20 protein-coding genes are annotated in these 22,758 nt (G+C 67.2%); 10 read left to right on the forward strand and 10 right to left on the reverse strand.

What is annotated here, in order from left to right:
* Positions 1 to 59: 59 nt before the first annotated feature.
* Positions 60 to 1,112 carry an anthranilate phosphoribosyltransferase gene (trpD, locus tag J7E25_RS04830; RefSeq protein WP_214868503.1) on the reverse strand — a complete coding sequence of 351 codons (1,053 nt, stop codon included), beginning with the start codon at positions 1,110 to 1,112 and terminating at the stop codon, positions 60 to 62.
* A gap of 136 nt (positions 1,113 to 1,248) precedes the next feature.
* Here trpD and J7E25_RS04835 point away from each other — a divergent pair, with 136 nt between their 5' ends.
* From J7E25_RS04835 to J7E25_RS04855, 5 genes are all read left to right on the forward strand, one after another.
* Positions 1,249 to 1,884, forward strand: a complete 636-nt coding sequence (locus J7E25_RS04835) for a heme-copper oxidase subunit III (RefSeq protein ID WP_214868504.1) — start codon at positions 1,249 to 1,251, stop codon at positions 1,882 to 1,884.
* 49 nt (positions 1,885 to 1,933) lie between these two features.
* Entirely contained in the window at positions 1,934 to 2,725 is a 792-nt protein-coding gene (locus J7E25_RS04840; RefSeq protein WP_214868505.1) for a c-type cytochrome, read from the forward strand.
* 38 nt (positions 2,726 to 2,763) lie between these two features.
* Positions 2,764 to 3,840: a ubiquinol-cytochrome c reductase iron-sulfur subunit gene (locus J7E25_RS04845; protein WP_214868506.1), complete on the forward strand. Its 1,077-nt coding sequence runs from the start codon at positions 2,764 to 2,766 to the stop codon at positions 3,838 to 3,840.
* Positions 3,837 to 5,447: a ubiquinol-cytochrome c reductase cytochrome b subunit gene (locus J7E25_RS04850; protein ID WP_214868507.1), complete on the forward strand. Its 1,611-nt coding sequence runs from the start codon at positions 3,837 to 3,839 to the stop codon at positions 5,445 to 5,447. Before J7E25_RS04845 ends, J7E25_RS04850 begins: the two co-directional genes overlap by 4 nt.
* Before the next feature lie 196 nt (positions 5,448 to 5,643).
* Positions 5,644 to 6,336, forward strand: coding sequence for a methyltransferase domain-containing protein (locus J7E25_RS04855; RefSeq protein WP_214868508.1), 693 nt, complete (start codon positions 5,644 to 5,646; stop codon positions 6,334 to 6,336).
* A 71-nt stretch (positions 6,337 to 6,407) separates the two neighbouring features.
* Here J7E25_RS04855 and J7E25_RS04860 read toward each other — a convergent pair whose 3' ends face one another.
* The 5 genes from J7E25_RS04860 to J7E25_RS04880 form a co-directional block, all read right to left on the reverse strand.
* On the reverse strand, positions 6,408 to 6,824 hold the full coding sequence (locus J7E25_RS04860) for a cytochrome c oxidase subunit 4 (RefSeq protein WP_214868510.1): 417 nt from the start codon (positions 6,822 to 6,824) through the stop codon (positions 6,408 to 6,410).
* Positions 6,824 to 8,560 (reverse strand): cytochrome c oxidase subunit I, encoded by a 1,737-nt coding sequence (gene ctaD, locus J7E25_RS04865; protein ID WP_214868511.1) that lies wholly within the window; start codon positions 8,558 to 8,560, stop codon positions 6,824 to 6,826. The genes J7E25_RS04860 and ctaD overlap by 1 nt, the downstream gene beginning before the upstream one ends.
* Entirely contained in the window at positions 8,557 to 9,459 is a 903-nt protein-coding gene (gene coxB, locus J7E25_RS04870) for a cytochrome c oxidase subunit II (RefSeq protein ID WP_214868513.1), read from the reverse strand. Before coxB ends, ctaD begins: the two co-directional genes overlap by 4 nt.
* A gap of 201 nt (positions 9,460 to 9,660) precedes the next feature.
* Entirely contained in the window at positions 9,661 to 10,011 is a 351-nt protein-coding gene (gene erpA, locus J7E25_RS04875; protein WP_129520682.1) for an iron-sulfur cluster insertion protein ErpA, read from the reverse strand.
* Between the two features lie 81 nt (positions 10,012 to 10,092).
* Positions 10,093 to 11,529, reverse strand: a complete 1,437-nt coding sequence (locus J7E25_RS04880; protein ID WP_214868515.1) for a dipeptidase — start codon at positions 11,527 to 11,529, stop codon at positions 10,093 to 10,095.
* 37 nt (positions 11,530 to 11,566) lie between these two features.
* On the opposite strand from J7E25_RS04880, the gene J7E25_RS04885 reads away from it, so the two are divergent.
* Entirely contained in the window at positions 11,567 to 12,151 is a 585-nt protein-coding gene (locus tag J7E25_RS04885; RefSeq protein WP_214868517.1) for a DUF3043 domain-containing protein, read from the forward strand.
* Positions 12,152 to 12,223: 72 nt separating this feature from the next.
* On the opposite strand, the gene J7E25_RS04890 is transcribed toward J7E25_RS04885, so the two are convergent.
* Positions 12,224 to 13,372 carry an alkaline phosphatase family protein gene (locus tag J7E25_RS04890; RefSeq protein ID WP_214868519.1) on the reverse strand — a complete coding sequence of 383 codons (1,149 nt, stop codon included), beginning with the start codon at positions 13,370 to 13,372 and terminating at the stop codon, positions 12,224 to 12,226.
* Positions 13,373 to 13,444: 72 nt separating this feature from the next.
* Here J7E25_RS04890 and J7E25_RS04895 point away from each other — a divergent pair, with 72 nt between their 5' ends.
* Together J7E25_RS04895 and J7E25_RS04900 are read left to right on the forward strand one after the other, a co-directional pair.
* Positions 13,445 to 15,919, forward strand: coding sequence for a DNA topoisomerase (ATP-hydrolyzing) subunit A (locus J7E25_RS04895; RefSeq protein ID WP_214868521.1), 2,475 nt, complete (start codon positions 13,445 to 13,447; stop codon positions 15,917 to 15,919).
* A gap of 117 nt (positions 15,920 to 16,036) precedes the next feature.
* A complete protein-coding gene (locus J7E25_RS04900) occupies positions 16,037 to 17,371 on the forward strand; it encodes an FAD-binding oxidoreductase (protein WP_214868523.1) in 1,335 nt (444 codons plus the stop codon).
* 31 nt (positions 17,372 to 17,402) lie between these two features.
* On the opposite strand, the gene J7E25_RS04905 is transcribed toward J7E25_RS04900, so the two are convergent.
* Positions 17,403 to 19,481: a type IIA DNA topoisomerase subunit B gene (locus tag J7E25_RS04905; protein ID WP_214868525.1), complete on the reverse strand. Its 2,079-nt coding sequence runs from the start codon at positions 19,479 to 19,481 to the stop codon at positions 17,403 to 17,405.
* 146 nt (positions 19,482 to 19,627) lie between these two features.
* On the opposite strand from J7E25_RS04905, the gene J7E25_RS04910 reads away from it, so the two are divergent.
* Together J7E25_RS04910 and J7E25_RS04915 are read left to right on the forward strand one after the other, a co-directional pair.
* Positions 19,628 to 19,864 (forward strand): hypothetical protein, encoded by a 237-nt coding sequence (locus tag J7E25_RS04910; RefSeq protein ID WP_214868527.1) that lies wholly within the window; start codon positions 19,628 to 19,630, stop codon positions 19,862 to 19,864.
* A 104-nt stretch (positions 19,865 to 19,968) separates the two neighbouring features.
* Positions 19,969 to 20,727, forward strand: a complete 759-nt coding sequence (locus J7E25_RS04915; RefSeq protein WP_214868529.1) for an alpha/beta fold hydrolase — start codon at positions 19,969 to 19,971, stop codon at positions 20,725 to 20,727.
* A gap of 30 nt (positions 20,728 to 20,757) precedes the next feature.
* Here J7E25_RS04915 and J7E25_RS04920 read toward each other — a convergent pair whose 3' ends face one another.
* Together J7E25_RS04920 and J7E25_RS04925 are read right to left on the reverse strand one after the other, a co-directional pair.
* Entirely contained in the window at positions 20,758 to 21,501 is a 744-nt protein-coding gene (locus J7E25_RS04920; RefSeq protein WP_214868531.1) for a type 1 glutamine amidotransferase, read from the reverse strand.
* Positions 21,498 to 22,754, reverse strand: coding sequence for a MurT ligase domain-containing protein (locus J7E25_RS04925; protein ID WP_214868533.1), 1,257 nt, complete (start codon positions 22,752 to 22,754; stop codon positions 21,498 to 21,500). The genes J7E25_RS04920 and J7E25_RS04925 overlap by 4 nt, the downstream gene beginning before the upstream one ends.
* Between the last annotated feature and the right edge of the window lie 4 nt (positions 22,755 to 22,758).

Here is a 22,758-nt window from a genome sequence, read left to right on the forward strand (position 1 = left end):
CGACGATCCCTAGAAACCGCCATGCCGCGGGGCCCTTCATCTGCGTGGCGTACCCACGATCACGACCGAGTGGCCGCGATCCACTGCTCGAGCTTGCGCGCCGCGCCACCACTGTCGATCGCCTCTTCGGCGACGGCCAGCTTGTCGCGGAAGCGGTCGAGGATGCTCCGGTGGAACTGGCTCGGATCCTTGGCGAGCTCGAACGAGACGAGCCCCGCGGCGGCATTGAGCACCACGATGTCGCGCACGGGACCGCGCTCGCCCGCGAAGACCCGATGCACGATGCGCGCGTTGTGCTCGGCGTCGCCGCCTTCGAGCTGGTCGATGGTCGTTCGCTGGATCCCGAGCTCGCGCGGATCGATGTCGTGCTCCTTGACCGTGCCGCGTGAGACCTCCCACAGGTGGCTGTGCCCGGTCGTCGTGAGCTCGTCGAGCCCGTCGTCGCCGCGGAACACGAGCGCCGTCGCTCCCCTGGTCTGGAACACGCCGACGATGAGCGGCACCCGGTCGAGGTGGGCGACGCCCACGGCCGACGCCTCGGGTCGTGCCGGGTTGCAGAGGGGGCCGAGGAAGTTGAAGACCGTCGGGACGCCGAGTTCTGCGCGCACCGCTCCGGCGTGCCGGAATCCCGGGTGGAATGCAGCGGCGTAGGCGAACGTGATGCCGGCCTCGCCGAGCACCGCGGCGACGCGCTCGGCCGGCAGCGACAGGTCGAGTCCGAGCGCGGCGAGCACGTCGGAGGAACCCGACGACGAGCTCGCCGCCCGGTTGCCGTGCTTGATGACCGGGACGCCGGATGCCGCAGCCACGACCGAGGCCATCGTCGAGACGTTCACCGTGCCGAATCGGTCTCCACCGGTGCCGACGATGTCGAGTGCCATGGGGTCGACGGGCAGCGGGACGGCGTGCTCGAGCACGGCGTCGCGGAATCCGACGATCTCGTCGACCGTCTCGCCCTTCACCCGCAGCGCGATGAGGAATCCGGCCAATTGCGCCTGGCTGACGGTGCCTGTCATCACCTGCTCCATGCACCACGCAGCATCCGAGACGCTGAGGTCTTCACCCTCGAGCAGGGAGTGGATCACATCGGGCCAGGTTTGATGCGCGGGCATGTGTTCGATCCTATCGGCCCGATTCACGGCGGATTCGCGGCCCCCACGCAGCTCGTTTAGGGTTGCCTTACTTCGAAGACGGCGAAACAGCTCCCCCAGATGACGAAAACTCACGCAAGGTTTCGGCCATAATGGGATGGTGACGAGCACCTCAATCACTACTCAGGCGACAAGTGCGCCCGTGATCAACCGACCGAACACCGTTGCGGTGGGCACGATCGTCTGGCTGGGCAGCGAGGTCATGTTCTTCGCGGGGCTCTTCGCGATCTACTTCACGCTGCGATCGACGTCGCCTGATCTGTGGGCGTTCGAGGCCGACCGCCTGAACTTCCCGTTCTCGCTGACGAACACGATCATCCTGGTGCTCTCGTCGTTCACGTGCCAGTTCGGCGTATTCGCAGCGGAGCGACTGCAGCCGTACGCCACGGGATGGAAGCCCACGCAATGGGGCATGGTCGAGTGGTTCTTCCTCACTTACGCGATGGGCGCGATGTTCGTCGCCGGCCAGATCTGGGAGTACGCCACGCTGGTCTCCGAGGGCATCGCCCTCGACTCGAACTCCTACGGCTCCGCGTTCTACATCACCACCGGCTTCCACGGCTTGCACGTCACGGGCGGCCTCATCGCCTTCCTGCTCGTGATCGGCCGGGTCTTCTCGGTCAAGCACTTCGGACACCGTGAGGCGACGAGCGCGATCGTCGTCTCCTACTACTGGCACTTCGTCGACGTCGTCTGGATCGGCCTCTTCCTCGTCATCTACGTCCTCAAATAAGCCGCATCAGGAGCGCCAGCAGAGCATGCCCGTGAACAGGAAGAATCACATGACCCGAACGAAGCGACGCACCGGACGCAGGCATCCGCTCGCCGCGGCCGCGCTTCTCGCGCTCGGACTCGTCTTCACCGGTGGCGCATACGCTGCGCTCAGCACCGGAACGGCGCAAGCCGAGGTCGACCCGAACTCGCAGCAGACCATCGAACAGGGCAAGAAGCTCTTCCAGGCCAATTGCGCGACGTGCCACGGACTCGATGCACAGGGCACCAACATCGGCCCCACCCTCATCGGCGTCGGTGCAGCCTCGGTCGACTTCCAGGTCGGCACCGGCCGCATGCCGATGCAGATGCAGGGTCCCCAGGCGCAGCAGAAGCCCGTGCAGTTCACCGATGACCAGGTCAAGCAGCTCGCCTACTTCATCGCCTCCCTCGGCCCTGGTCCCGAGATCCCCGACGACCATCTCGCGAGCGGCGGTGGCGATGCGGCGAACGGCGCCGAGCTCTTCCGCATCAACTGCGCGATGTGCCACAACGTCGCAGGTGCCGGCGGCGCCCTCACCGAGGGCAAGTTCGCTCCCTCGCTCGCGAACACCTCGGGCGTGCACATCTACGAGGCCATGGTCACCGGCCCGCAGAACATGCCGGTGTTCAACGACCTGAACATCTCGCCCGAAGACAAGCGCGACGTCATCACCTATTTGAAGTACGTGCAAGACAACCGCTCACCCGGCGGCTTCGAACTCGGCTCGCTCGGGCCGGTAGCAGAGGGACTGTTCATCTGGATCTTCGGTCTCGGCGCGATCGTCGCCATCACCGTGTGGATCACGGCGAAGTCCAACTAGCGCCCGCCCGGCACCGAAGAAGTTGAAGAAGGAGAACCATGGCACAGGACGACCACAGCGGCGCTGAGCTGGCCGCTGCCGACTCGTCGCACGCCGCGCAGGAGTTCGCAGGATCGACCGGCACGGCGGTCGTCCCCTACGACGCGTTCGAGAACCCCGGCTTCGAGCCGCACCGGCCTCGCGTGACCGATCAGGACCCCGGCCGCGAGAAGCGGGCACAGCGCACGGTCTACACACTCTTCTACCTCTCGATCCTCGGCAGCGTCTGGGCGGTCGCCGCCTACATGCTCTTCCCGATGGAGTCCAACAACGTCGATGCCGTTCGCCTGAACAACATGTTCATCGGCTTCGGCGCAACGCTGGCGCTTCTCGGCATCGGGTTCGGAGCCGTGCACTGGGGCAAGTCGCTCATGACATCGGCCGAGTCCATCGACACGCGCCATCCGATCAGCACCAGCGAAGCCACGCAGCGGGGTGCCGTCGAGGTGTTCCGCCAGGCCGACGAGGAGTCGGGCTTCAGCCGCCGCACGGTCATCCGCAACAGCCTCATCGGCGCGCTCCTCGTGTTCCCGCTGCCAGCCGTCGTGCTCTTCCGCGGTTTCGCCCCGCAAGATGAACTCCCGGCCGAGCTCCTCAGCCACACGATGTGGAAGAAGGGCACGCGCCTCGCGCTCGACCCCTCCGGTGTCGCGATCAAGGCCTCCGACGTGACGATCGGCAGCGCCTTCCACGTGATTCCCGAGGGCCTCACCGAGCTCGAGCACGGCAAGCTCGAGGAGAAGGCGAAGGCGGCCGTACTGCTCATGCGGCTCGAGCCCGGCGAGCTCAACCAGCTTCCCGAGCGCGAATCCTGGTCGTACGAAGGCATCGTGGCGTACTCGAAGATCTGCACGCACGTCGGATGCCCCGTTGCCCTCTATGAGCAGCACACCCACCACCTGCTCTGCCCCTGCCACCAGTCGCAGTTCGATGTTGCGAACCACTGCGAGGTCATCTTCGGTCCGGCCAAGCGACCGCTGCCGCAGCTGCCGATCGCCGTCGACGACGAGGGCTACCTCATCGCGCAGAGCGACTTCACCGAACCCGTCGGCCCGAGCTTCTGGGAGCGAAATTGAGCACCGCATCGACCCGATCACCTGCGCCTGTCAAGCGCTCGTTCACAGCGGAAGCGTCAGAGTACCTCAACGACCGCACGGGTCTCGCCGTCGCGATCAAGGGGCTCGGACGCAAGGCCTTTCCCGACCATTGGTCGTTCCTCCTCGGCGAGGTCGCCCTCTTCAGCTTCGTCGTCATTCTCGTCTCGGGCACCTTCCTGACGTTCTTCTTCCAGGCTTCGATGGCCGAAGTCCACTATGACGGTTCGTACGTGCCGCTCAAGGGCGTCGAGATGTCGGTGGCGATGGCATCGACCCTCGACATCTCGTTCGACATCCGTGGCGGGCTCTTCGTGCGCCAGATGCACCACTGGGCAGCGCTGCTCTTCATCGCCGCCATCGGCCTGCACATGCTCCGCGTGTTCTTCACCGGCGCGTTCCGCAAGCCTCGTGAGATCAACTGGGTGTTCGGCTTCACCCTGTTCGTCCTCGCCCTGGCCGAGGGTTTCACTGGCTACTCGCTTCCCGACGATCTCCTCTCCGGCAACGGCCTTCGCATCATCGACGGCTTGGTCAAGGGCATCCCGCTGATCGGCACGTGGACCTCGTTCCTGCTCTTCGGCGGCGAGTTCCCGGGCAACGTGATCGTCGGCCGCCTGTACACGCTGCACATCCTCCTCCTGCCCGCGCTCCTGGTCCTGCTCATCGCGATTCACGTGGGATACGTGTTCATTCACAAGCACACCCAGTTCGCCGGCCCCGGACGCGAACCGACGAACTCGGTCGGCCCACCCATCCTGCCGATCTACGCGGCGAAGGCCGGCGGCTTCATGTTCATCATCTGGGGCGTGATCTCGCTCATCGCGGCGCTCTTCACGATCAACCCGATCTGGAACTACGGGCCATATGACCCCTCCCCCGTGTCTGCGGGAACACAGCCCGACTGGTACATCGGCTTCGCCGACGGCGCGCTGCGCCTCATCCCGCCGGGTTGGGAGTTCGTCTGGCTCGACCGCACCTGGTCGTTCAACATCCTCGTACCGCTCGTCGTGATCGGCATCTTCCTCCTCCTCGTTGTCGCCTATCCGTTCATCGAGGCCTGGATCAAGGGCGACACGCGCGAGCACCACATCGCCGACCGTCCTCGCAACGCGGCGACCCGCACCGCGATCGGTGCAGCAGGAGTCACGTTCTACGCCGGCCTCTGGGCCGCAGCGAGCTCCGACATCCTCGCGACGCACTTCTCCCTCACGATGGAGGGGGTCATCCATGCCCTCCAGGCAGCCACCGTGCTCGGCCCGTTCATCGCCTACTTCATCACGAAGCGCGTCTGCATCGCGCTCCAGAAGAAGGATCGCGAGATCGTGCTGCACGGCTACGAGTCGGGTCGCATCGTCAAGCTGCCGGGCGGCGAGTTCATCGAGGTGCACCAGCCGCTCGACGAGTACGACCGGTGGCGGCTCGTGAGCCACGAGAGCTACCAGCCGTTGATGCTGCGGCCCAACGCCCGTGGAAAAATCACAGTCGGCCAGCGCGTTCGTGCTTCGCTGTCGCGCTGGTTCTTCGAAGACCGCATCGCTCCGGTCACACGGGGTGAGCTCGAGGCGTCGCACACCTCACACCACTGATCACCCACTGTCAGGGCACCGGACCATGCCGATAGATTCGACATGGCTCCGGTGCCCCAACTGTCTCCTCGACTTGCAACCGCACGGCGAACGGGTGATCGGTTGCGCGCAAGGCCATCGCTTCGATCTCTCGCGGCACGACATCGCCACGCTCCTCCCGCCGCGCGCCCCGCGAACCATCGGTGACGATCGGGAGATGCTCGAGGCGCGCCGGCGTCTGCTCGACTCCGGTGCCTACGAGCCCGTGGCAGATGCCATCGTGCACTTCGCTGAGAACGTGGCGACCGACGGAACGCACCGGCGCAAAGGGGAATCGTCTGAGCGCCCGCTGCGAATCGCCGACCTCGGATGCGGCACGGGCCAGTACGCTCAGCGACTCGCTGTTCGGTTTCCCGATTCCGCACTGCTCGTCGCAGACCGCTCCCCCGTCGCCGTACGAATGAGCCTGCGGGCCATTCCGGCGGCGTCTGGCGTTGTGCTCGACCTCTGGCGACCATTGCCGATTCGCGACGCGAGCGCCGACCTCGCACTCAATGTCTTCGCGCCGAGGAACCCAGTGGAGTTCGCCCGCATCATTCGGCCCGCTGGTCGCCTCATCGTCGTCGTGCCCACGGCCGAGCATCTCATCGAACTCCGACGCCTCGGCCTCATGCTCGACGTCCCAGCCGGAAAGTCCGAGCGCGTGCGCGCACAGCTCGAACCAGTGGGGTTCCAGCTCGGGGACGCGTCGACCATCGAATACGCCATCCCCGCGGATGCAGCGACACGTGCGCTCCTCGTCGGCATGGGGCCATCCGCCCACCATGATGCCGGTTCGGCGCAGCTGTTCGCCGACGAGGAGCTCTCAGTCACCGTTTCCGTTGAGGTGCTGAGCTTCGACCGCGTCTAGCTCGCGCTACGACGCGCCCGAACACGACGAAGCCCCGGCGCGGCTGGCACCGGGGCTTCATCGAACGTGCGTCAGCGGGCGAAGTTGCCGCGGTAGTACTCGAACACCCAGCCGACCAGGCTGATGACGCCCAGCACGACCGCGCCGAATGCGATCCAGAATCCGATCGCGAGACCGAGGAACAGCAACGCGGCGGCTGCGGCGAGCATGATCGGCCACCAGCTCCACGGGCTGAAGAACCCGAGTTCGGCATCGCCGTCGTCGATGTTCGCGTCGAGGCGGTCTTCTGGAAGCTCGGCACCTTGAGCCTTGTGCACCCTGCCGAGGTAGAAGGCGATGAACGCCGCAAGGACCGTTGTGAGCGTGAGCGCGACCGTACCCACTGGCTCGGACGCGGAATACACGGCCCACGACCAGTACGCGTACAACCCCGCTGAGAAGCCGAAGAACCCCGCCAGAATCCAGAACAGGTTGACATTCGCGCGCATTACTTGACTTCCTTCGTCGACGCGTCGTAGACGGGTGCCTCAGGGGCATCCTTCGCCGGTCCGATGCCGACCGGGATGCCGGCCTCGGGGTGGTTGAGATCGAACGCCGGAGCCTCCGAACGAATGCGCGGGATGGACGTGAAGTTGTGCCGCGGCGGCGGGCAACTCGTGGCCCACTCGAGAGAGCGCCCGTATCCCCACGGGTCGTTCACCGTGACCTTCGGCGCTCGACGCGCCGTGATGTAGACGTTGAGGAGGAACGGGACCATCGACACCGCGAGGATGCCCGCGCCGATCGTCGACAACTGGTTCATCCAGGTGATGTTGTCTTCGGGCAGGTACGAGTAGTACCGACGAGGCATCCCGACGACGCCGAGCCAGTGCTGGATCAGGAACGTCGTGTGGAAGCCGATGAACAACAGCCAGAAATGCCATTTGCCGAGTGTCTCGTTCAGCATCTTGCCGGTCCACTTCGGCCACCAGAAGTAGAAGCCGGCGAACATCGCGAACACGACGGTGCCGAAGACGACGTAGTGGAAGTGGGCGACGACGAAGTACGAGTCGGAGACGTGGAAGTCGAGCGGCGGTGAGGCGAGGATGACGCCCGTGAGCCCACCGAATACGAAGGTGATGAGGAAGCCGAGCGACCAGATGAGCGGCGTCTCGAACGTGATGGAGCCCCGCCACATCGTGCCGATCCAGTTGAAGATCTTCACACCCGTCGGCACGGCGATGAGCATCGTCATGAGCGCGAAGAATGGCAACAGCACCGAACCCGTGACATACATGTGGTGCGCCCAGACGGTGACCGAGAGCGCCGCAATCGCGATCGTCGCATAGATCAGCGTCTTGTAGCCGAAGATCGGCTTGCGGCTGAACACGGGGAAGACCTCGGAGACGATGCCGAAGAAGGGCAGCGCGATGATGTAGACCTCTGGGTGCCCGAAGAACCAGAACAGGTGCTGCCAGAGGAGCACGCCGCCGTTGGCCGGATCGTAGATGTGCGCGCCGAAGATGCGGTCGGCGCCGCCGGCGAGGAGCGCCGCTGCGAGCACGGGGAACGCCATGAGCACGAGGATCGACGTGACGAGGATGTTCCATGTGAAGATCGGCATGCGGAACATCGTCATGCCGGGAGCGCGCATGGTGATGATCGTGGTGATGAAGTTCACGGCGCCGAGGATCGTGCCGAAGCCCGAGAGACCGAGGCCGAGCATCCAGAGGTTGCCGCCGATGCCCGGCGAGAACGTGGTCGATGCGAGTGGCTGGTAGGCGAACCAGCCGAACGATGCGGCGCCCTGCGGGGTGAAGAAGCCGGCGACGGCCATCAGCGAACCGAAGTTGAACATCCAGTAGGCGAGCGCATTCAGTCGCGGGAAGGCGACGTCGGGCGCACCGATCTGCAGCGGCATCAACACATTCGCGAAGCCCGCGAACAGGGGCGTCGCGAACATGAGCAGCATGATCGTGCCGTGCATGGTGAACAGCTGGTTGTACTGCTCACGCGTCTGGAGGATCTCCAGGCCGGGCTCGAAGAGCTGGGCGCGGATGATCAGGGCCATCACTCCGCCGATGCAGAAGTAGATGAACGAGGTGATCAGGTAGAGGTACCCGATGACCTTGTGGTCGGTGGAGGTGATCCAGCTGACCAGGATGTTGCCCTTGCGCTCGACCTTGGAGGCGCCGAACGGCAGGCTGCTCGACGGCGGCCGAGCCGGTGCGGTCGTGGTGCTCATTCGGCTTCCTGCTCCTCTTTCAGTTCGGGCGCGCCCGTGCCGGGTCGGTTCTGGTTGCGGTCGTATTCGCTCGAGAGCTGGCCTTCCTGACCGAGGGCGCGCAGTGAGTCGATGTAGTCCTCGTACTCAGCCTCGGAGACGACCTCGACGTTGAAGAGCATCAGCGAGTGGTACTCGCCGCACAACTCCGCGCACTTGCCGGCGTACGTGCCCTCACGCTCGGGAACGATCGTCATGTAGTTGACCTTGCCCGGGTACATGTCTTTCTTGTACAGGAAGTCGACGACCCAGAAGGAGTGGATGACATCGCGCGACTGGAGCTTGATCTCGATGTTCTTGCCCACCGGCAGGTAGAGGGTGGGCAGCTCGGACTGCACGAGCGAGCCCTTTGGGCCGTCGTCGGAGAGCTGGCCCTGGATGCCGGGCGAGTACACGTCTTCCTTGACGTAGTTGAAGTCCCACGCCCATTGCTTGGCGATGACCTCGATCTGCACGTCGACGTTGTCGGCGTCGAACCGCTGCTCGATCGCCTCCTGGTCGCGCGCCGTGAAGGCGAAGAAGCCGAGCACCAGGATGAGCGGCACGATCGTGTAGAAGACCTCGATCGGCATGTTGTAGCGCAACTGCACGGGCAGCCCGGTCTGGCCCTTGCGGCGCCGGTACGCGATGACGGCCCAGATCGTGAGGCCCCACGTGAGGACGCCGACGACGAGCAGCACCATCCACGACGTGACCCAGAGCCCGGAGACGCGCTCGGTGTTGTTGGTGACCGGCGCCTCGCCCTCGACGAATCCGGGCAGGAACCCGTTCAGTTGGGCCTGTGTGCACCCTGCGAGTACGAGGCTGAGCGACGCTGCGATCGGGATTGCAGCCCATCGGAGACGGCGATTGTGGCGCACCGGTGACCTTTCGGGGGACTCGAAGGCGCTTCACAGCGAAGCGCGTTGATCGATACCTAGCCTACTCCGAGTCGACCCCCCGGGTGTGCATCACCGGGCGGTGTCGGACGGCGCCGTGCGCGAATTTCGTTGTCGATCGGGCTGAACGACGAAGGGAGGCCGCTCAGCGCGGCCTCCCTGGAGTCGTTTCAGTGCTGGTGCTCAGTGGAACGAGTCACCGCACGCGCAGCTGCCCTGCGCGTTGGGGTTGTCGATCGTGAAGCCCTGCTTCTGGATGGTGTCTTCGAAGTCGATCGAAGCACCGTCGAGGTAGGGCACGCTCATCTTGTCGACGACGACCTCGACACCCGAGAAGTCGACGACGGCGTCGCCGTCGAGGAGTCGCTCGTCGAAGTACAGCTGGTAGATCAGCCCGGAGCATCCGCCGGGCTGCACTGCGACACGCAACCGCAGGTCGTCGCGACCCTCCTGTTCAAGGAGGTTGCGCACCTTGTCGGCGGCGGGGTCGCTCAGCTTCACGCCGTGCGCGGTCTCGATGATCGTGTCGCTCATGTCTCTCCTCGGTGCGTCAGGGAACGCGGAAAACCTGTCTCCATGGTAACCGGCGAATCGGCGTGCCGGCCCAGTTCGCTCTCAGGAACGGGAATCCCGCGCGTTGAGCCGTGCAAGGAACAGCGCCTCGCTGAGCAGTGCACGCTTGAAGACGCCCAAATGGAGCGACTCGTTGGGGCTGTGCGCCCGCGAGTCGGGGTCTTCGACGCCGGTGACGAGGATCTGCGCCGACGGGAACTCCTCGACGAGCTCGGCGATGAACGGGATCGAGCCGCCCACGCCGATCTCGACGGGGGCCTTGCCCCAGGCATCCGTCATCGCCGCATTCGATTCGGCGACCGCCCAGCCGGAGGTGTCGACGAGGAACGGCTGGCCGAGCTCGATGCCGTCGATGGCGAGGTGCGCGCCGAACGGCGCGTGCTGCTCGAGGTGCTCGCGCAGGATCGCGAGCGCCTCGGTGTCGGTCTGCCCGGGTGCGATTCTCGCGCTCACCCGCACGGCGACGGTCGGAAGGAGGGTGTTCGAGGCGTTCGCGACACTCGGTGCGTCGATGCCGGTGACTGTGATCGCCGGCTGCGCCCAGATGCGCGAGAGGATCGTGCCCCGGCCGATCGGGGTGACGCCGTCGAGGAGACCGGCCTCGGTACGAAGCTGTGCCTCGTCGTATTCGGGGGTCTCGAGGTCAGCCGACCTGAGTCCCTCGACCGCGACCGAGCCGTCGGCGTCGTGGAGGGTCGAGAGCAGTCGAATTGCGGCGAGCATCGCGTCGGGGACCGCGCCGCCGAACATGCCAGAGTGCGAGGCGTGCGAGAGCGTCGAGATCGTGAGGCGGAACGCAACGAAGCCGCGAAGCGCCACCGTGAGTGCCGGCGTCTCGAGATCCCAGTTGTTCGAATCCGCCACCACGATCGCGTCGGCTTCGAGCACCTCACGGTTCTCACGCAGGAAGTTCGCGAACGAGAGGGAACCCGACTCCTCTTCGCCCTCGATGTAGAGCGCGATGCCGAGATCGAAGTCGGCTCCGAGCACCTCGGTGAGGGCCCGGATGGCGCCGATGTGGGCCATGATGCCCGCCTTGTCGTCTGCCGCTCCCCTGCCGTAGAGGCGGTCGCCGCGCAGCGTGGGCTCGAAGGGCGCCGACTCCCAGTCCTCGTCACGTCCGGGGGGCTGCACGTCGTGGTGCGCGTAGAGCAGCACGGTGGGACGGCCGTTGCGGGCGGCGCGGCGCGCCACGACCGCAGGCTGACCGGGTGCGGCATCCGCCCCATCGCCGATCGCGGCGTGGCGAACCTCGACGAGGTCGAACACGCCGAGTCCGCGCACGAGCTCCGCGACGGCATCCGCACTCGCCGCGACCTGCGCCCGATCGAACGCCGCCCACGAGACCGAGGGAATCTTGACGAGACGGGTGAGGTCGGCGATCGTCGACGGGAACGCGGCGGCGACGGCGTCGCGAAGAGCCTCGGTCGCTGCGGCGGGATCGGTGGAGGCGAAGTCGGTGGGAAGAGCGTCGGTCATGCCGGTAATCTTAAGGGCAACCGATCCGAGGATTCCCGTGGCAAAGCAACCGAACAGCACCGAAGAGCCGAGCGCAGAGTCGCTCGAAGAGACCCAGGCCCGCCTGAAGGCCGGCAAGGGTTCTCCCACGCCGAGCCGCAAGGAGCAGGAGGCCGCGAGGAAGCGGCCCCTTGTGCCGAACGATCGCAAGGAGGCCGCGCGACAGGCTCGCGCGAAGTCCGCCGCGGCACGCGAGCGCGCACGACTCGGCATGGCGGCCGGCGACGAGAAATACCTCCCGATGCGCGACCGGGGTCCGCAGAAGAAGTTCGTGCGCGACTACGTCGACGCGCGATTCAGCATCGGTGAGGTCCTCATCCCGGTGATGTTCGCCGTCATCCTGCTCACGTTCGTGCCGAGTGTCGAGGCGCAGTCCATCGGCATCATCGCGCTCTGGGCATTCTTCCTCGTCGCGGTCATCGACGTCGTCATCCTCGGCTTCCTCGTGCGACGCAAGCTCACTGAGAAGTTCGGGGCCGACAAGGTCGAGCGCGTGCGCTGGTACGCCGCGATGCGTGCACTGCAGTTGCGGCCGCTGCGACTGCCGAAGCCGCAAGTGAAGCGCGGTCAGTACCCCTCCTGAGGCGGATGCCGCGGCGCTCGTTCGAGTGTCGTGCGAGCGCCCCGCGGCAACTTCGCAGGCCGACGTGTCGCCTCAGGCCCGTGAATACGCGCCGCCGCGCACAAGCGGCACGCGAGTCTCCTCATCGCTGAGCGACCCGTGCTGCCCGATCATGGCCTCCGCCTGCCGATTGGGCTCGCGGCGGTCGTAATAGGCGATGCCCGACCTCGCCCCCAGGAGGACGTCGCCGATGCGGTCGCGCACGGCCTCGTCGACGGGCCCGTAAAGGCCGGCGGCGATCGCCTCGTCGCGGCCGAGCACCCACGAGCGGTGCCCCTCGGCGGCGCGCCACCCGTCGAGGAGTGCGGTACGGGCGCTGTCGCCGAGCTCGGGCTCGAAGTAGAGCGAAACGCAGCGCGGCTCGCCGCCGACGTGCCGCACTCCCTCGAGGAGATCCGGCCGGTCGTCGATGAACACGTGGCGCTCGGCGGGCACGTCGATGACCCCGTGGTCGGCGGTCACGAGCAGGCCCGCGCCACGCGGCATCCGCGCCTCGAATGATGCGAGTTCGGCATCGAGCAGCTCGAGGATCGAGAGCCAGCGCTCCGACTCCCAGCCGAAGGCATGCGCGGCCTGGTCGAGTTCGGGCACGTAGAGATAGATGAGACCTTCGGCGCCGGCGTCGAGCAACCGGCCGGCTTCGGCGAAGCGGTCGGCGACGGATGCCGCGGGCCGGTACTCGGCACCGCGGAGCGCGGCGCGCGTGAATCCCGAGTCGGCGTAGCGTGCCGAGCCGATGGCGAAGCTCCCCACGCCCTCGTCGCGCGCCGTCTCGAAGAGCGTCGGCGCTCGTTGCCAGGTCTCGGGCACGACTCCGGCATCCCAGCCGCTCAGCTGGTTGATGATCCGGTCGTGCGCGGCGTCGAGCACGCGGTAGCCGACGAGTCCGTGCTCGCCCGGCATCCGGCCGGTGGCGAACGTCGCGATCGCCGCGGCCGTGGTCGACGGGAACACCGTGCGGATGACGTCGCGCTTCGCCATGCGGGTGGCGAGGAAGCGCGCATGCCCCGCCCTGGCTCGGATGTTCGCGACGCCGAGGCCGTCGACGAGCACGACCACGGCGCTCGAGACGCGAGGCAGTTCGAAGGCGTTCGGCGCGCCGCGCAGACTCGCGAACGAACTGCCGAGCACCCCGGCAAGGCGTGGGGCGCTGTCGGCTGGCACCGGTAGCATTGCAGGCATCGCGCCCAGTCTGGCACAGGCCGGGCGCGCCTTGTTCCTGCCTGCCTGCCACGCCCACGACCGAGACGACGGATGACCCGAGCCAAGAATCAGCCCGCAGACGAGACCATCGTCGAACGCATCGAAGACGTCGACGTCGCCACCGAGATGCAGGGCTCGTTCCTCGAGTACGCGTACTCGGTGATCTACTCGCGAGCCCTTCCCGATGCGAGAGACGGCCTGAAGCCGGTGCAGCGGCGCATCCTCTACCAGATGGTCGAGATGGGCTTGCGACCCGAGCGCGGGCACGTCAAGTCCGCTCGGGTCGTCGGCGAGGTCATGGGCAAGCTCCACCCGCACGGCGATACCGCCATCTACGACGCGCTCGTGCGCATGGCGCAGTCGTTCACGCTCCGGGTGCCGCTCATCGACGGGCATGGCAACTTCGGATCGCTCGACGACGGGCCTGCGGCACCGCGGTACACCGAGGCGCGCCTCGCCTCCCCCGCCCTCGCGATGACCGCGGGGCTCGACGAAGACGTCGTCGACTTCGTGCCGAACTACGACAACCAGCTCACGCAGCCCGACGTGCTGCCCGCGGCCTATCCGAACCTCCTCGTCAACGGGGCCAGCGGCATCGCCGTCGGCATGGCCACGAACATGGCACCCCACAATCTCATCGAGGTCGTCGGGGCCGCGCGACACCTGATCGCGAACCCCGACGCGACGCTCGACGATCTCATGGAGTTCGTGCCCGGCCCAGACCTCCCCACCGGCGGCACCATCGTGGGACTCACGGGCATCAAAGATGCCTATGCCACCGGCCGCGGCAGCTTCAAGACGCGCGCCAAGGTGAGCGTCGAGAACATCACCGCACGCAAGACCGGCCTCGTCGTCACCGAGCTGCCGTATCTCGTCGGTCCTGAGAAGGTCATCGAGAAGATCAAAGACGGCGTCAACGCCAAGAAGATCAGCGGCATCTCGGATGTCACCGACCTCACCGACCGCACGAACGGCCTCCGCCTCGTCATCGGCATCAAGACCGGCTTCAGCCCAGAGGCCGTGCTCGAGCAGCTCTACCGCCTCACTCCCCTCGAAGACTCGTTCAACATCAACAACGTGGCACTCGTCGACGGCGGACCGCAGACCCTCGGCCTGCGGGAGCTGCTGCAGGTCTACGTCGCCCATCGCATCCAGGTGGTCACCCGGCGGTCGGAATACCGCCTGGCGCGCCGCCGCGAGCGGCTTCATCTCGTCGACGGACTGCTCATCGCGATCCTCGACATCGACGAGGTCATCCAGGTCATCCGGTCGAGCGACGACACCGCGGCGGCCCGGGCGCGCCTCATGGAGGTCTTCGACCTCAGTCTCGTGCAGACCGACTACATCCTCGAACTGCAGTTGCGGCGCCTCACGAAGTTCTCGCGAATCGAACTCGAGGCCGAACGCGACAAGTTGCGCGCCGAGATCGAGGAGCTCGAGGCGCTGCTCTCGAGTCGCCACCGCATCGAGGCGCTCGTCTCCGATGAGCTCGCCGAGATCGCCGAGCGGTTCGGCACGCCGCGGCGCACGCTGCTCACCGACGCGCGTCCGAGCATCGCCGGAGCCGCCGCCAAGCGCGCTGCCGCCGTGCTCGAGGTGGCGGATGTCGCGTGCCGCGTGTTCCTGAGCGCCACTGGCCGCATCGCTCGCGTCGACCTACCCGAGGGCGACAACGGCGCCGCCACGATCGCGCCGCCGGCTCGGCGCAGCAAGCACGACGCCATCCGCTCGACGCTCGACACCACGAGCCGTGCCGAGATCGGGGCGGTGACGAGCCTCGGTCGCCTCATCCGCTTCACGCCGGTCGACCTGCCGATGCTCCCGCCGACGTCGGTGCAGCTCGGCGCGGGTGTCAAGGTGGCCGATTACCTGAACCTGCCCAATCGTGATGAGCGGGTGCTCGCGCTCGTCTCACTCGATTCCGACCGCTCGATCGTGCTCGGCACGAAGCAGGGCGTCGTGAAACGGGTCGCCACCGGCGCGTATCCGAGCAAGCCCGAATTCGAGGTGATCGGACTCAAGGTCGGCGACGAGGTCGTCGGAGCGGCGCAGGGCGGCGAAGACGACGAGCTCGTCTTCGTGGCCTCCGACGCGCAGCTCTTGAGGTTCCCCGCGTCGACCGTACGGCCACAGGGCTGCCCCGCCGGAGGCATGGCGGGCATCAATCTCGGAGCCGACGCGCACGTCGTGCACTTCACGAGCCTGTCGGCGGATGCCGCGGCCGAGGCCGTGGTCGTCACGATCGCCGGTCACAGCGACACGCTTCCCGGCACCGACCCGGGCAGCGGCAAGGTCAGCGACTTCAGCGAGTTCCCGCCCAAGGGACGCGCGACCGGCGGCGTGCGTGCGCAGCGCTTCCTGAAGGGCGAAGACGTTCTGCACCTCGCCTGGGTGGGGCGCTCCCCTGCACTCGCGGTCGGCGCCGACGGCTCCGGCCGGCAATTGCCCGACAGCGGCGCGAAGCGAGACGCATCGGGCCAGCCGCTCGAGGCCGTCGTCGGCGCGATCGGCTGCCGCATCGGCTGATCGGAGTCCGGCGCACTTGACGCCGGCGGCACCGAGGTGCATATTCGCCCACGTGGCCGGAACTTCGCGCGACGCCGCTCGCGATGCTGGACCGGCTCTCGAGGAACGGAGTCACCGATGACGCGATCCGGCTTGCACGAGACGATCCGCGGGCGAGTGCTGGAGCCCGGCGATGCCGGCTACGACACCGCACGAACGGTCTGGAACGCGATGATCGATCGGCGGCCCCGGTACATCGTGCAATGCGCCGACGACGATGACGTCGTCGCGTCGGTTCGGTTCGCCACGGATCATGATCTCGACCTGGGGATCCGCTGCGGCGGTCACGGCATCGTCGGCCACGCTGTCGCGGATGGCGGACTCATGATCGACCTTCGTCCGATGGGTGACGTGACCGTCGATCCGTCCACGCGCCGTGCGCGGGTGCAGGGCGGGGCGCTGCTCGGGGCGCTCGACGTGGCGAGTCAGCAGCATGGTCTTGCGACCACGGCCGGGAACGTGTCCCATACCGGAGTCGGCGGCCTCACGCTCGGCGGCGGCATGGGCTGGCTCGCGCGACAGCACGGCCTCGCGTGCGACAACGTGATCTCGTTCGAGGTCGTCACCGCGACCGGCGAGAAGCTGCGGGTGAGCGCCGACGAGCACCCTGAGCTGTACTGGGCGCTGCGCGGTGGGGGCGGCAACTTCGGGGTCGTGACCGAGTTCGAGTTCGCGCTGCATCCGGAACCCGGACATGCGATCACCGCGGCGTTCCGCTTCCCGCTCGCCACAGCGTCGCAGGCGATGCGGCGCTGGCGCGACCTGAATGCCTCCGCACCACGGCAGGCGACCTTCGAGGCGATCATCGGGATGGAGGGTGTGTCGCTCGGCCTCGTATGGGTCGGCGACCCCGATGACGGCGACGCCCTGATCTCCGAGCTCGCCGACGAGCTCGCCGACGTCGCCGAACCCGACCTGCGATCCGTCAAGGCCTTGTCGTACCTGGAACTCCAGACCCGTGAAGACGACATCGAGGGCCATGCCTGGCGGCGGTACTGGAAGGGCCACTACTTCAGCGAGCTCGGCGACGACCTCATCGATGCGCTGCTCGCACGCGACGGAGACGACCTCCCTGACGTCAGCTTGCAGGCCTATGGAGGCGCGATCGCCGACGTCGCCGACGAGGAGACGGCGTTCTCCCGGCGCGACACGGCATTCGAACTCGTGGCGGCCTCGCGCTGGACCGATCCTGACGACGACGTGCGACGCATCTCCGCCGCGCGCAACTATGCGGCCCCCTTGGGGCCGTTCGCGAGCGGTGCCTACGTCAACGTCCTCGGCGACGACGGCGACGCCGGGATCCGACGGGCATTCTCAGAGGAGAACCTCCGGCGACTGGTTGCGGTCAAGGATGCGTATGATCCCGGGAATCTCTTCCACCTGAACCAGAACATCCGGCCGTCGGGCGCGTGATCAGGCGTCGATGCGGAGCTGTCGATCGTGATCAGGCGTCGATGCGGTCACGCTCGAGCGCGTCGGAGCTGTCGATGATGAACTCCTTGCGCGGCGCCACCTCGTTGCCCATGAGCAGCTCGAACACCCGACCGGCGTTCTCGGCGTCACCGATTCCGACGCGCCGGAGCGTGCGTTGCCTGCGATCCATCGTGGTCGTCGCCAGCTGGTCGGCGTCCATCTCGCCGAGGCCCTTGTACCGCTGAATCGGGTCTTGGAACCGCTTGCCCTGCTTCTTGAGCGTCGAGAGCACTCCGGCCAGCTCGGCTTCGGAGTATGTGTAGATCGTCTCGTTCGACTTCGAACCCGGATTCACGACGATCACGCGGTGCAGGGGTGGCACGGCCGCGAACACGCGCCCCTGCTCGATCATGGGACGCATATAGCGGAAGAACAGGGTGAGCAGCAGCGTGCGGATGTGGGCGCCGTCGACGTCGGCGTCGCTCATGATGATGACCTTGCCGTAGCGGGCCGCCGAGATGTCGAAGCTGCGCCCCGAGCCCGCGCCGATCACCTGGATGATCGACGCGCACTCCGCATTGCCGAGCATGTCGGACACGCTCGCTTTCTGCACGTTGAGGATCTTGCCTCGAATGGGCAGCAACGCCTGGTGCTCGCTGTCACGCGCGAGCTTGGCCGTGCCGAGCGCCGAGTCGCCCTCGACGATGAACAGCTCGCTGTGCGCGACGTCGTTGGAACGGCAGTCCACGAGCTTCGCCGGCAGCGACGAGCTCTCGAGCGCGTTCTTGCGGCGTTGCGTCTCCTTGTGGGCGCGAGCGGAGATGCGCGACTTCATCTCGGCCACGACCTTGTCGAGCAGCAGCGCCGATTGTGCCTTGTCGTCGCGCTTCGTCGAGGAGAACCTCGCGCCCAGCTCCTTCGTCAGCACATTCGAGACGATGGCGCGCGCGGCGGGAGTGCCGAGCACCTCTTTCGTCTGGCCCTCGAACTGCGGCTCGGGCAGCCGCACGGTGATCACCGCGGTGAGGCCGGCCATCACATCGTCTTTCTCAAGCTTGTCGTTGCCGGCCTTGAGGCGGCGCGCGTTCAGCTCCACCTGCTGCCGCAGGAACTTCAGCATGCCCTGGTCGAATCCGGCCTGGTGCGTTCCGCCCTTCGGCGTCGCGATGATGTTCACGAACGACCGAACGACGGTCTCATACCCCGTGCCCCAGCGCAATGCGATGTCGACCTGGCACTCGCGTTGCAGCTCGGTCGGAACCATCGCACCGCCATCGGTGAGCACCGGCACGGTCTCGGTGAAGTGGCCGGAGCCCGTCAGGCGCCAGACATCGGTGAGCGGGGCATCCGTGGAAAGGTGCTCGACGAACTCGGAGATGCCGCCCTCGAACTGGAACGACGACGTGTGCGTCTGTTCGCCGCGCTCGTCGACGACATCGATCGCGAGGCCCGGCACGAGGTAGGCCGTTTGCCGGGCGCGCCCGAGCAGTTCCTCGGTCTGGAACTCGGCGCCCTTCGTGAAGATCTGCCGATCGGCCCAGTACCGGATGCGGGTGCCGGTCACGCCCTTGGCGACCTTGCCGACCACCCGCAGCTCGCTGCGCTGCTCGAACGGCGTGAAGGGCGCATCGGGTGTGGGCTCCCCCGAGTCGGTGAAGATTCCCGGCTCACCGCGGTGGAACGACATCGCCCACGTCTTGCCATCACGATCGACCTCGACATCGAGTCGCTCGGAGAGGGCGTTGACGACGGATGCCCCGACGCCGTGCAGCCCGCCGGAAGCCGCGTACGAGCCCGAACCGAACTTGCCGCCCGCGTGCAGCTTCGTGAAGACCACCTCGACGCCGCTGAGCCCGGTCTTCGGCTCGGCGTCGACCGGAATGCCGCGTGCGCGGTCGCGTACCTCGACGCTCCCGTCGGGATGGAGCGTCACGCCGATCTCGTTGCCGTGCCCGCCGAGCGCCTCGTCGACGGAGTTGTCGATGATCTCCCAGAGGCAGTGCATGAGGCCGCGCGAGTCGGTCGAACCGATGTACATGCCGGGGCGTTTGCGCACCGCCTCGAGTCCCTCGAGCACGGAGAGATGGCGGGCGGAATAGTCGGAGCTCACGTCGGTCAAGCCTAGTGACGGGAGGCGACACGTTCGGTCAGCCACTACGCGCAGAGCGAAATGCCCGGCTCAAGGGAAGGCAGATGCCGCGGGGCGTGTTTTCATTGATGAACATAACAACGAGTGTGAGCGACGGAGGAGGAGCCATGACTCAGCACACCGAGAGCACCGGTGCAGTCGATGAACTCGAGACCCCTTACGAGCTCACCGCGCTGGATCGCTGCGATGCCTGCGGCGCGCAGGCCTACATCCGCGTCGTGGTCGCGAGCGGCGAATTGCTCTTCTGTGCACACCACGGCCGCAAGCACCAGGAGAAGCTCGCGCAGATCGCGCACAGCTGGCACGACGAGTCGAGCCGACTGCTCGCCGACGGCCGCGACTGACCCTCAGCAAGCTTGACTGAACGCCCCGGCCATTGGTCGGGGCGTTTGTCGTGCGCCACCTGATCGCCTTGCCCGCGCGTAGGTTTCCCTCTACGCTCACGACGATGACTCTCGCACACGACGTCACCGGTGACGGCCCCGCAGTCCTGCTCCTCCACTCCTCCGTCTGCGACCGCCGGATGTGGGACCTCCAATGGGAGCTCCTCGTCGACGCGGGGTTCCGTGTCATTCGCCCCGATTTCCGAGGCTTCGGTGAGACGCCGGCTCCGACGTCGGGGTACGACGAGGCGAGCGACATCCGTGACCTCCTCGATGCGCACGGGATCGAACGCGCCGTCGTCGTCGGATCGTCGTTCGGTGGACGTTCGGCGCAGGAGTTCGCGTCGCGTTGGCCGTCGCGGGTGACGGGCCTCTTCCTACTCTGCGCGGCGACCCGACTGCTCGCCCCGACCGAGGAGGTGCGTGCGTTCGGCTCCGAAGAGGATGCCCTGCTCGACAATGGCGACCTCGACGGCGCCGTGGCGCTGAATGTGCGCACGTGGGTCGGCCCGGCGGCGACCGAGTCGACCCGCGAACTCGTCGCGCGCATGCAGCGGCACGCCTTCGAGGTGCAACTGGCCGCACCGGATGTCGCCGCAGAGCGCGACGAGTTCGACCTCGATGCCGTGACCGCGCCAACTCTGGTGGTATCTGGCGCGCACGATCTCGACTACTTCGCCCAGATCGCCGAGCTTCTCTCCGAGCGCATCGCCGGCGCAGAGCACCGGGAGCTCGATTGGGCCGGCCACCTGCCGAGCCTCGAGGATCCGGCGCGATTCAACCCGTTGCTGCTCCATTTCCTGCGCAGCACGACCTCGGTATGAACCCGCGAGGCGATCAGGCGACGCAGACCATCAGGCGTCGGTGACGGATGCCGCAGCGCGCGCAGCACCGATCTGCGCCTCGCGGGCGGCAGCGGCGTATCCGTCGACGATCGCCGCCCGGGCACCGGGAGCGTAGTCGAGCCCGGCGCGGGTCGCCGCGAGCCCGAGGAGCTGATCGGCGAACGACGGGTTCTTCGCCAGCACGGGGCCGTGCAGGTGGGTGCCGATGACGGAGCCCATGACGACGCCCTCCTGACCCGAGTCGCGGCCGTTGCCGCGGCCGGCACGCACCCGGCCGAGGGGTGACCCCTCGGCGCCGACGTAGTCGCGGGCATGGTTCTCGAAGCCCACGAGCGTCCCGAATCTCGGCGATGCGATGACGAGATCGCCGGTCACGCGGCCTCGGGACGGCACGGCGCGGCCGGGAAGGATGCCGAGTCCCTCGATGCCGGAGCCATCGGGCCGTTCGATCCCCCAGCTGAGGAGCTCCCACCCGGTGCCCACCGCGAGGATCGGGACGCCCTCAGTGCCCCAAGCGCGGAGCTCGTCGTGCATCGTCAGGAGCGCAGCACGGCTCGTCTCGAGCGAGGAGTCGCTTCCCGAGCCGAGCACGATGGCGTCGACACGGTCGGGTAGGCCCCCACGGTCATCGACCGCGACGACACGGGCGTCGAGGCCGGCCCACTCTGCGCGTCTCGCGAGTACGGCCGCACTCTCGGCGTCGCCGTTGGTGTTCTGGAGTCCGGGCAGCAGCGCCACGATGGTGAGGGTCATTCCGCTCCCGTGAGTCCGAGGTGGGCCCGCGTGCGTCGCATGGCGTCGGCCGTGAAGACGATCGTCTTCACCCCGCTCTTCGGTGCCGGCGCCGCGAGGAAGTCGTCGAGCGCACGAGCGAGATCGGGCTCCACACGGTCGATGTCGACGCCGTCGTAGGCGAGCATGAGCGCCGCCTCGTGAGCCTTCGAGCCGCTGACGATGGCCACACGCCCGAGCGCTGACGCATCCGTCGGCCAGAAGTAGGAGGGGTCGCGCACGTCGGACCCCATCGCGAACAGGATCTGCTCGGTGCCGGGTTCGATGCTGTCGACGTTCAACTGGTAGCTCGCGGGATTCTGCACGAGCACGAACTCGACGTCGTGGCCCCGCACGCGTACCCGCTCGCCTCGGCCGAAGACCGCCGGGATGGCGCTGACGGCGTCGGCTGCGGTCGTCTCGGAGAATCGCTCCCCCAGCACGGCACGTGCGGTTGCATAGGCCGCGGCGGCGTCGACCGCGTAGTGCGTCCCCCGCGCCGGGAGACGGATCTCGACGGATGCCCCGCGGTCGCCGAGCACGGCGGTGTCGCCCGCGACCGCCTCGACACGGACCCCGGCATCCGCGGCGAGCCGCGCACGGGTCGTCTCGGTATAGCCGAGACCTCGGGGCGCCGCTTGGAGCACGGCGTCGGAGACCCCGAAGCGGTGCACCGCGACATCCGGCCCGGCCTGCTCGGCGATGCGCTCGAGGTAGGCGTCGTCGGCGTTCACGACGATCGACTCATGGGCGCGCGCCGCGATCCGGGCGAGCATTCGGGCGACCATGTCGGAATCGTGGAACCGGTCGATCTGGTCGACCATCACGTTCAGGAGGGTGACGACCCGCGCGTCGACGCCCTGCATCACGAGTGCGCCGTGCCCTTCGTCCATCTCGAGCACGGCGACGTCGCCCGGCACTCGACCGCGCCAGTCGGCACGTTCGAGGAGGGCGGAGGTGAGGCCCTGACTGATGTTCGCAGTCGAGGGGTTCGTGAACACGTCGACGCCGTGCGCGCGGAGAATCGCCACGAGCATCTTCGTCGTCGTCGACTTGCCGCTCGACCCCGACACCACGACGAGTCCCTGCGGGAATCCCGACAGGGTGCGCTTCAGGTATCCGGGCGCGATGCGGTTGACGATGAGGCCTGGAACGGCCGAACCGCCGCCCGGCTTGCGCAGCCGGGCGGCGAATCGGACGCACCTGCCGACGAGGATCGCCGGCGCGTAGCGCACCAGC

Origin of the sequence: Agromyces sp. ISL-38 (assembly GCF_018613935.1) — a bacterium.
GTDB lineage: Bacteria > Actinomycetota > Actinomycetes > Actinomycetales > Microbacteriaceae > Agromyces.

What these genes read in the sequence shown, in the direction of transcription:
- trpD (WP_214868503.1), bottom strand. Translation starts at nt 1,112, where the DNA reads ATGCCCGCGCATCAAACCTGGCCCGATGTGATCCACTCCCTGCTCGAG.
- J7E25_RS04835 (WP_214868504.1), top strand. Translation starts at nt 1,249, where the DNA reads ATGGTGACGAGCACCTCAATCACTACTCAGGCGACAAGTGCGCCCGTG.
- J7E25_RS04840 (WP_214868505.1), top strand. Translation starts at nt 1,934, where the DNA reads ATGACCCGAACGAAGCGACGCACCGGACGCAGGCATCCGCTCGCCGCG.
- J7E25_RS04845 (WP_214868506.1), top strand. Translation starts at nt 2,764, where the DNA reads ATGGCACAGGACGACCACAGCGGCGCTGAGCTGGCCGCTGCCGACTCG.
- J7E25_RS04855 (WP_214868508.1), top strand. Translation starts at nt 5,644, where the DNA reads ATGCTCGAGGCGCGCCGGCGTCTGCTCGACTCCGGTGCCTACGAGCCC.
- J7E25_RS04860 (WP_214868510.1), bottom strand. Translation starts at nt 6,824, where the DNA reads ATGCGCGCGAATGTCAACCTGTTCTGGATTCTGGCGGGGTTCTTCGGC.
- ctaD (WP_214868511.1), bottom strand. Translation starts at nt 8,560, where the DNA reads ATGAGCACCACGACCGCACCGGCTCGGCCGCCGTCGAGCAGCCTGCCG.
- erpA (WP_129520682.1), bottom strand. Translation starts at nt 10,011, where the DNA reads ATGAGCGACACGATCATCGAGACCGCGCACGGCGTGAAGCTGAGCGAC.
- J7E25_RS04880 (WP_214868515.1), bottom strand. Translation starts at nt 11,529, where the DNA reads ATGACCGACGCTCTTCCCACCGACTTCGCCTCCACCGATCCCGCCGCA.
- J7E25_RS04890 (WP_214868519.1), bottom strand. Translation starts at nt 13,372, where the DNA reads ATGCCTGCAATGCTACCGGTGCCAGCCGACAGCGCCCCACGCCTTGCC.
- J7E25_RS04895 (WP_214868521.1), top strand. Translation starts at nt 13,445, where the DNA reads ATGACCCGAGCCAAGAATCAGCCCGCAGACGAGACCATCGTCGAACGC.
- J7E25_RS04900 (WP_214868523.1), top strand. Translation starts at nt 16,037, where the DNA reads ATGACGCGATCCGGCTTGCACGAGACGATCCGCGGGCGAGTGCTGGAG.
- J7E25_RS04910 (WP_214868527.1), top strand. Translation starts at nt 19,628, where the DNA reads ATGACTCAGCACACCGAGAGCACCGGTGCAGTCGATGAACTCGAGACC.
- J7E25_RS04915 (WP_214868529.1), top strand. Translation starts at nt 19,969, where the DNA reads ATGACTCTCGCACACGACGTCACCGGTGACGGCCCCGCAGTCCTGCTC.
- J7E25_RS04920 (WP_214868531.1), bottom strand. Translation starts at nt 21,501, where the DNA reads ATGACCCTCACCATCGTGGCGCTGCTGCCCGGACTCCAGAACACCAAC.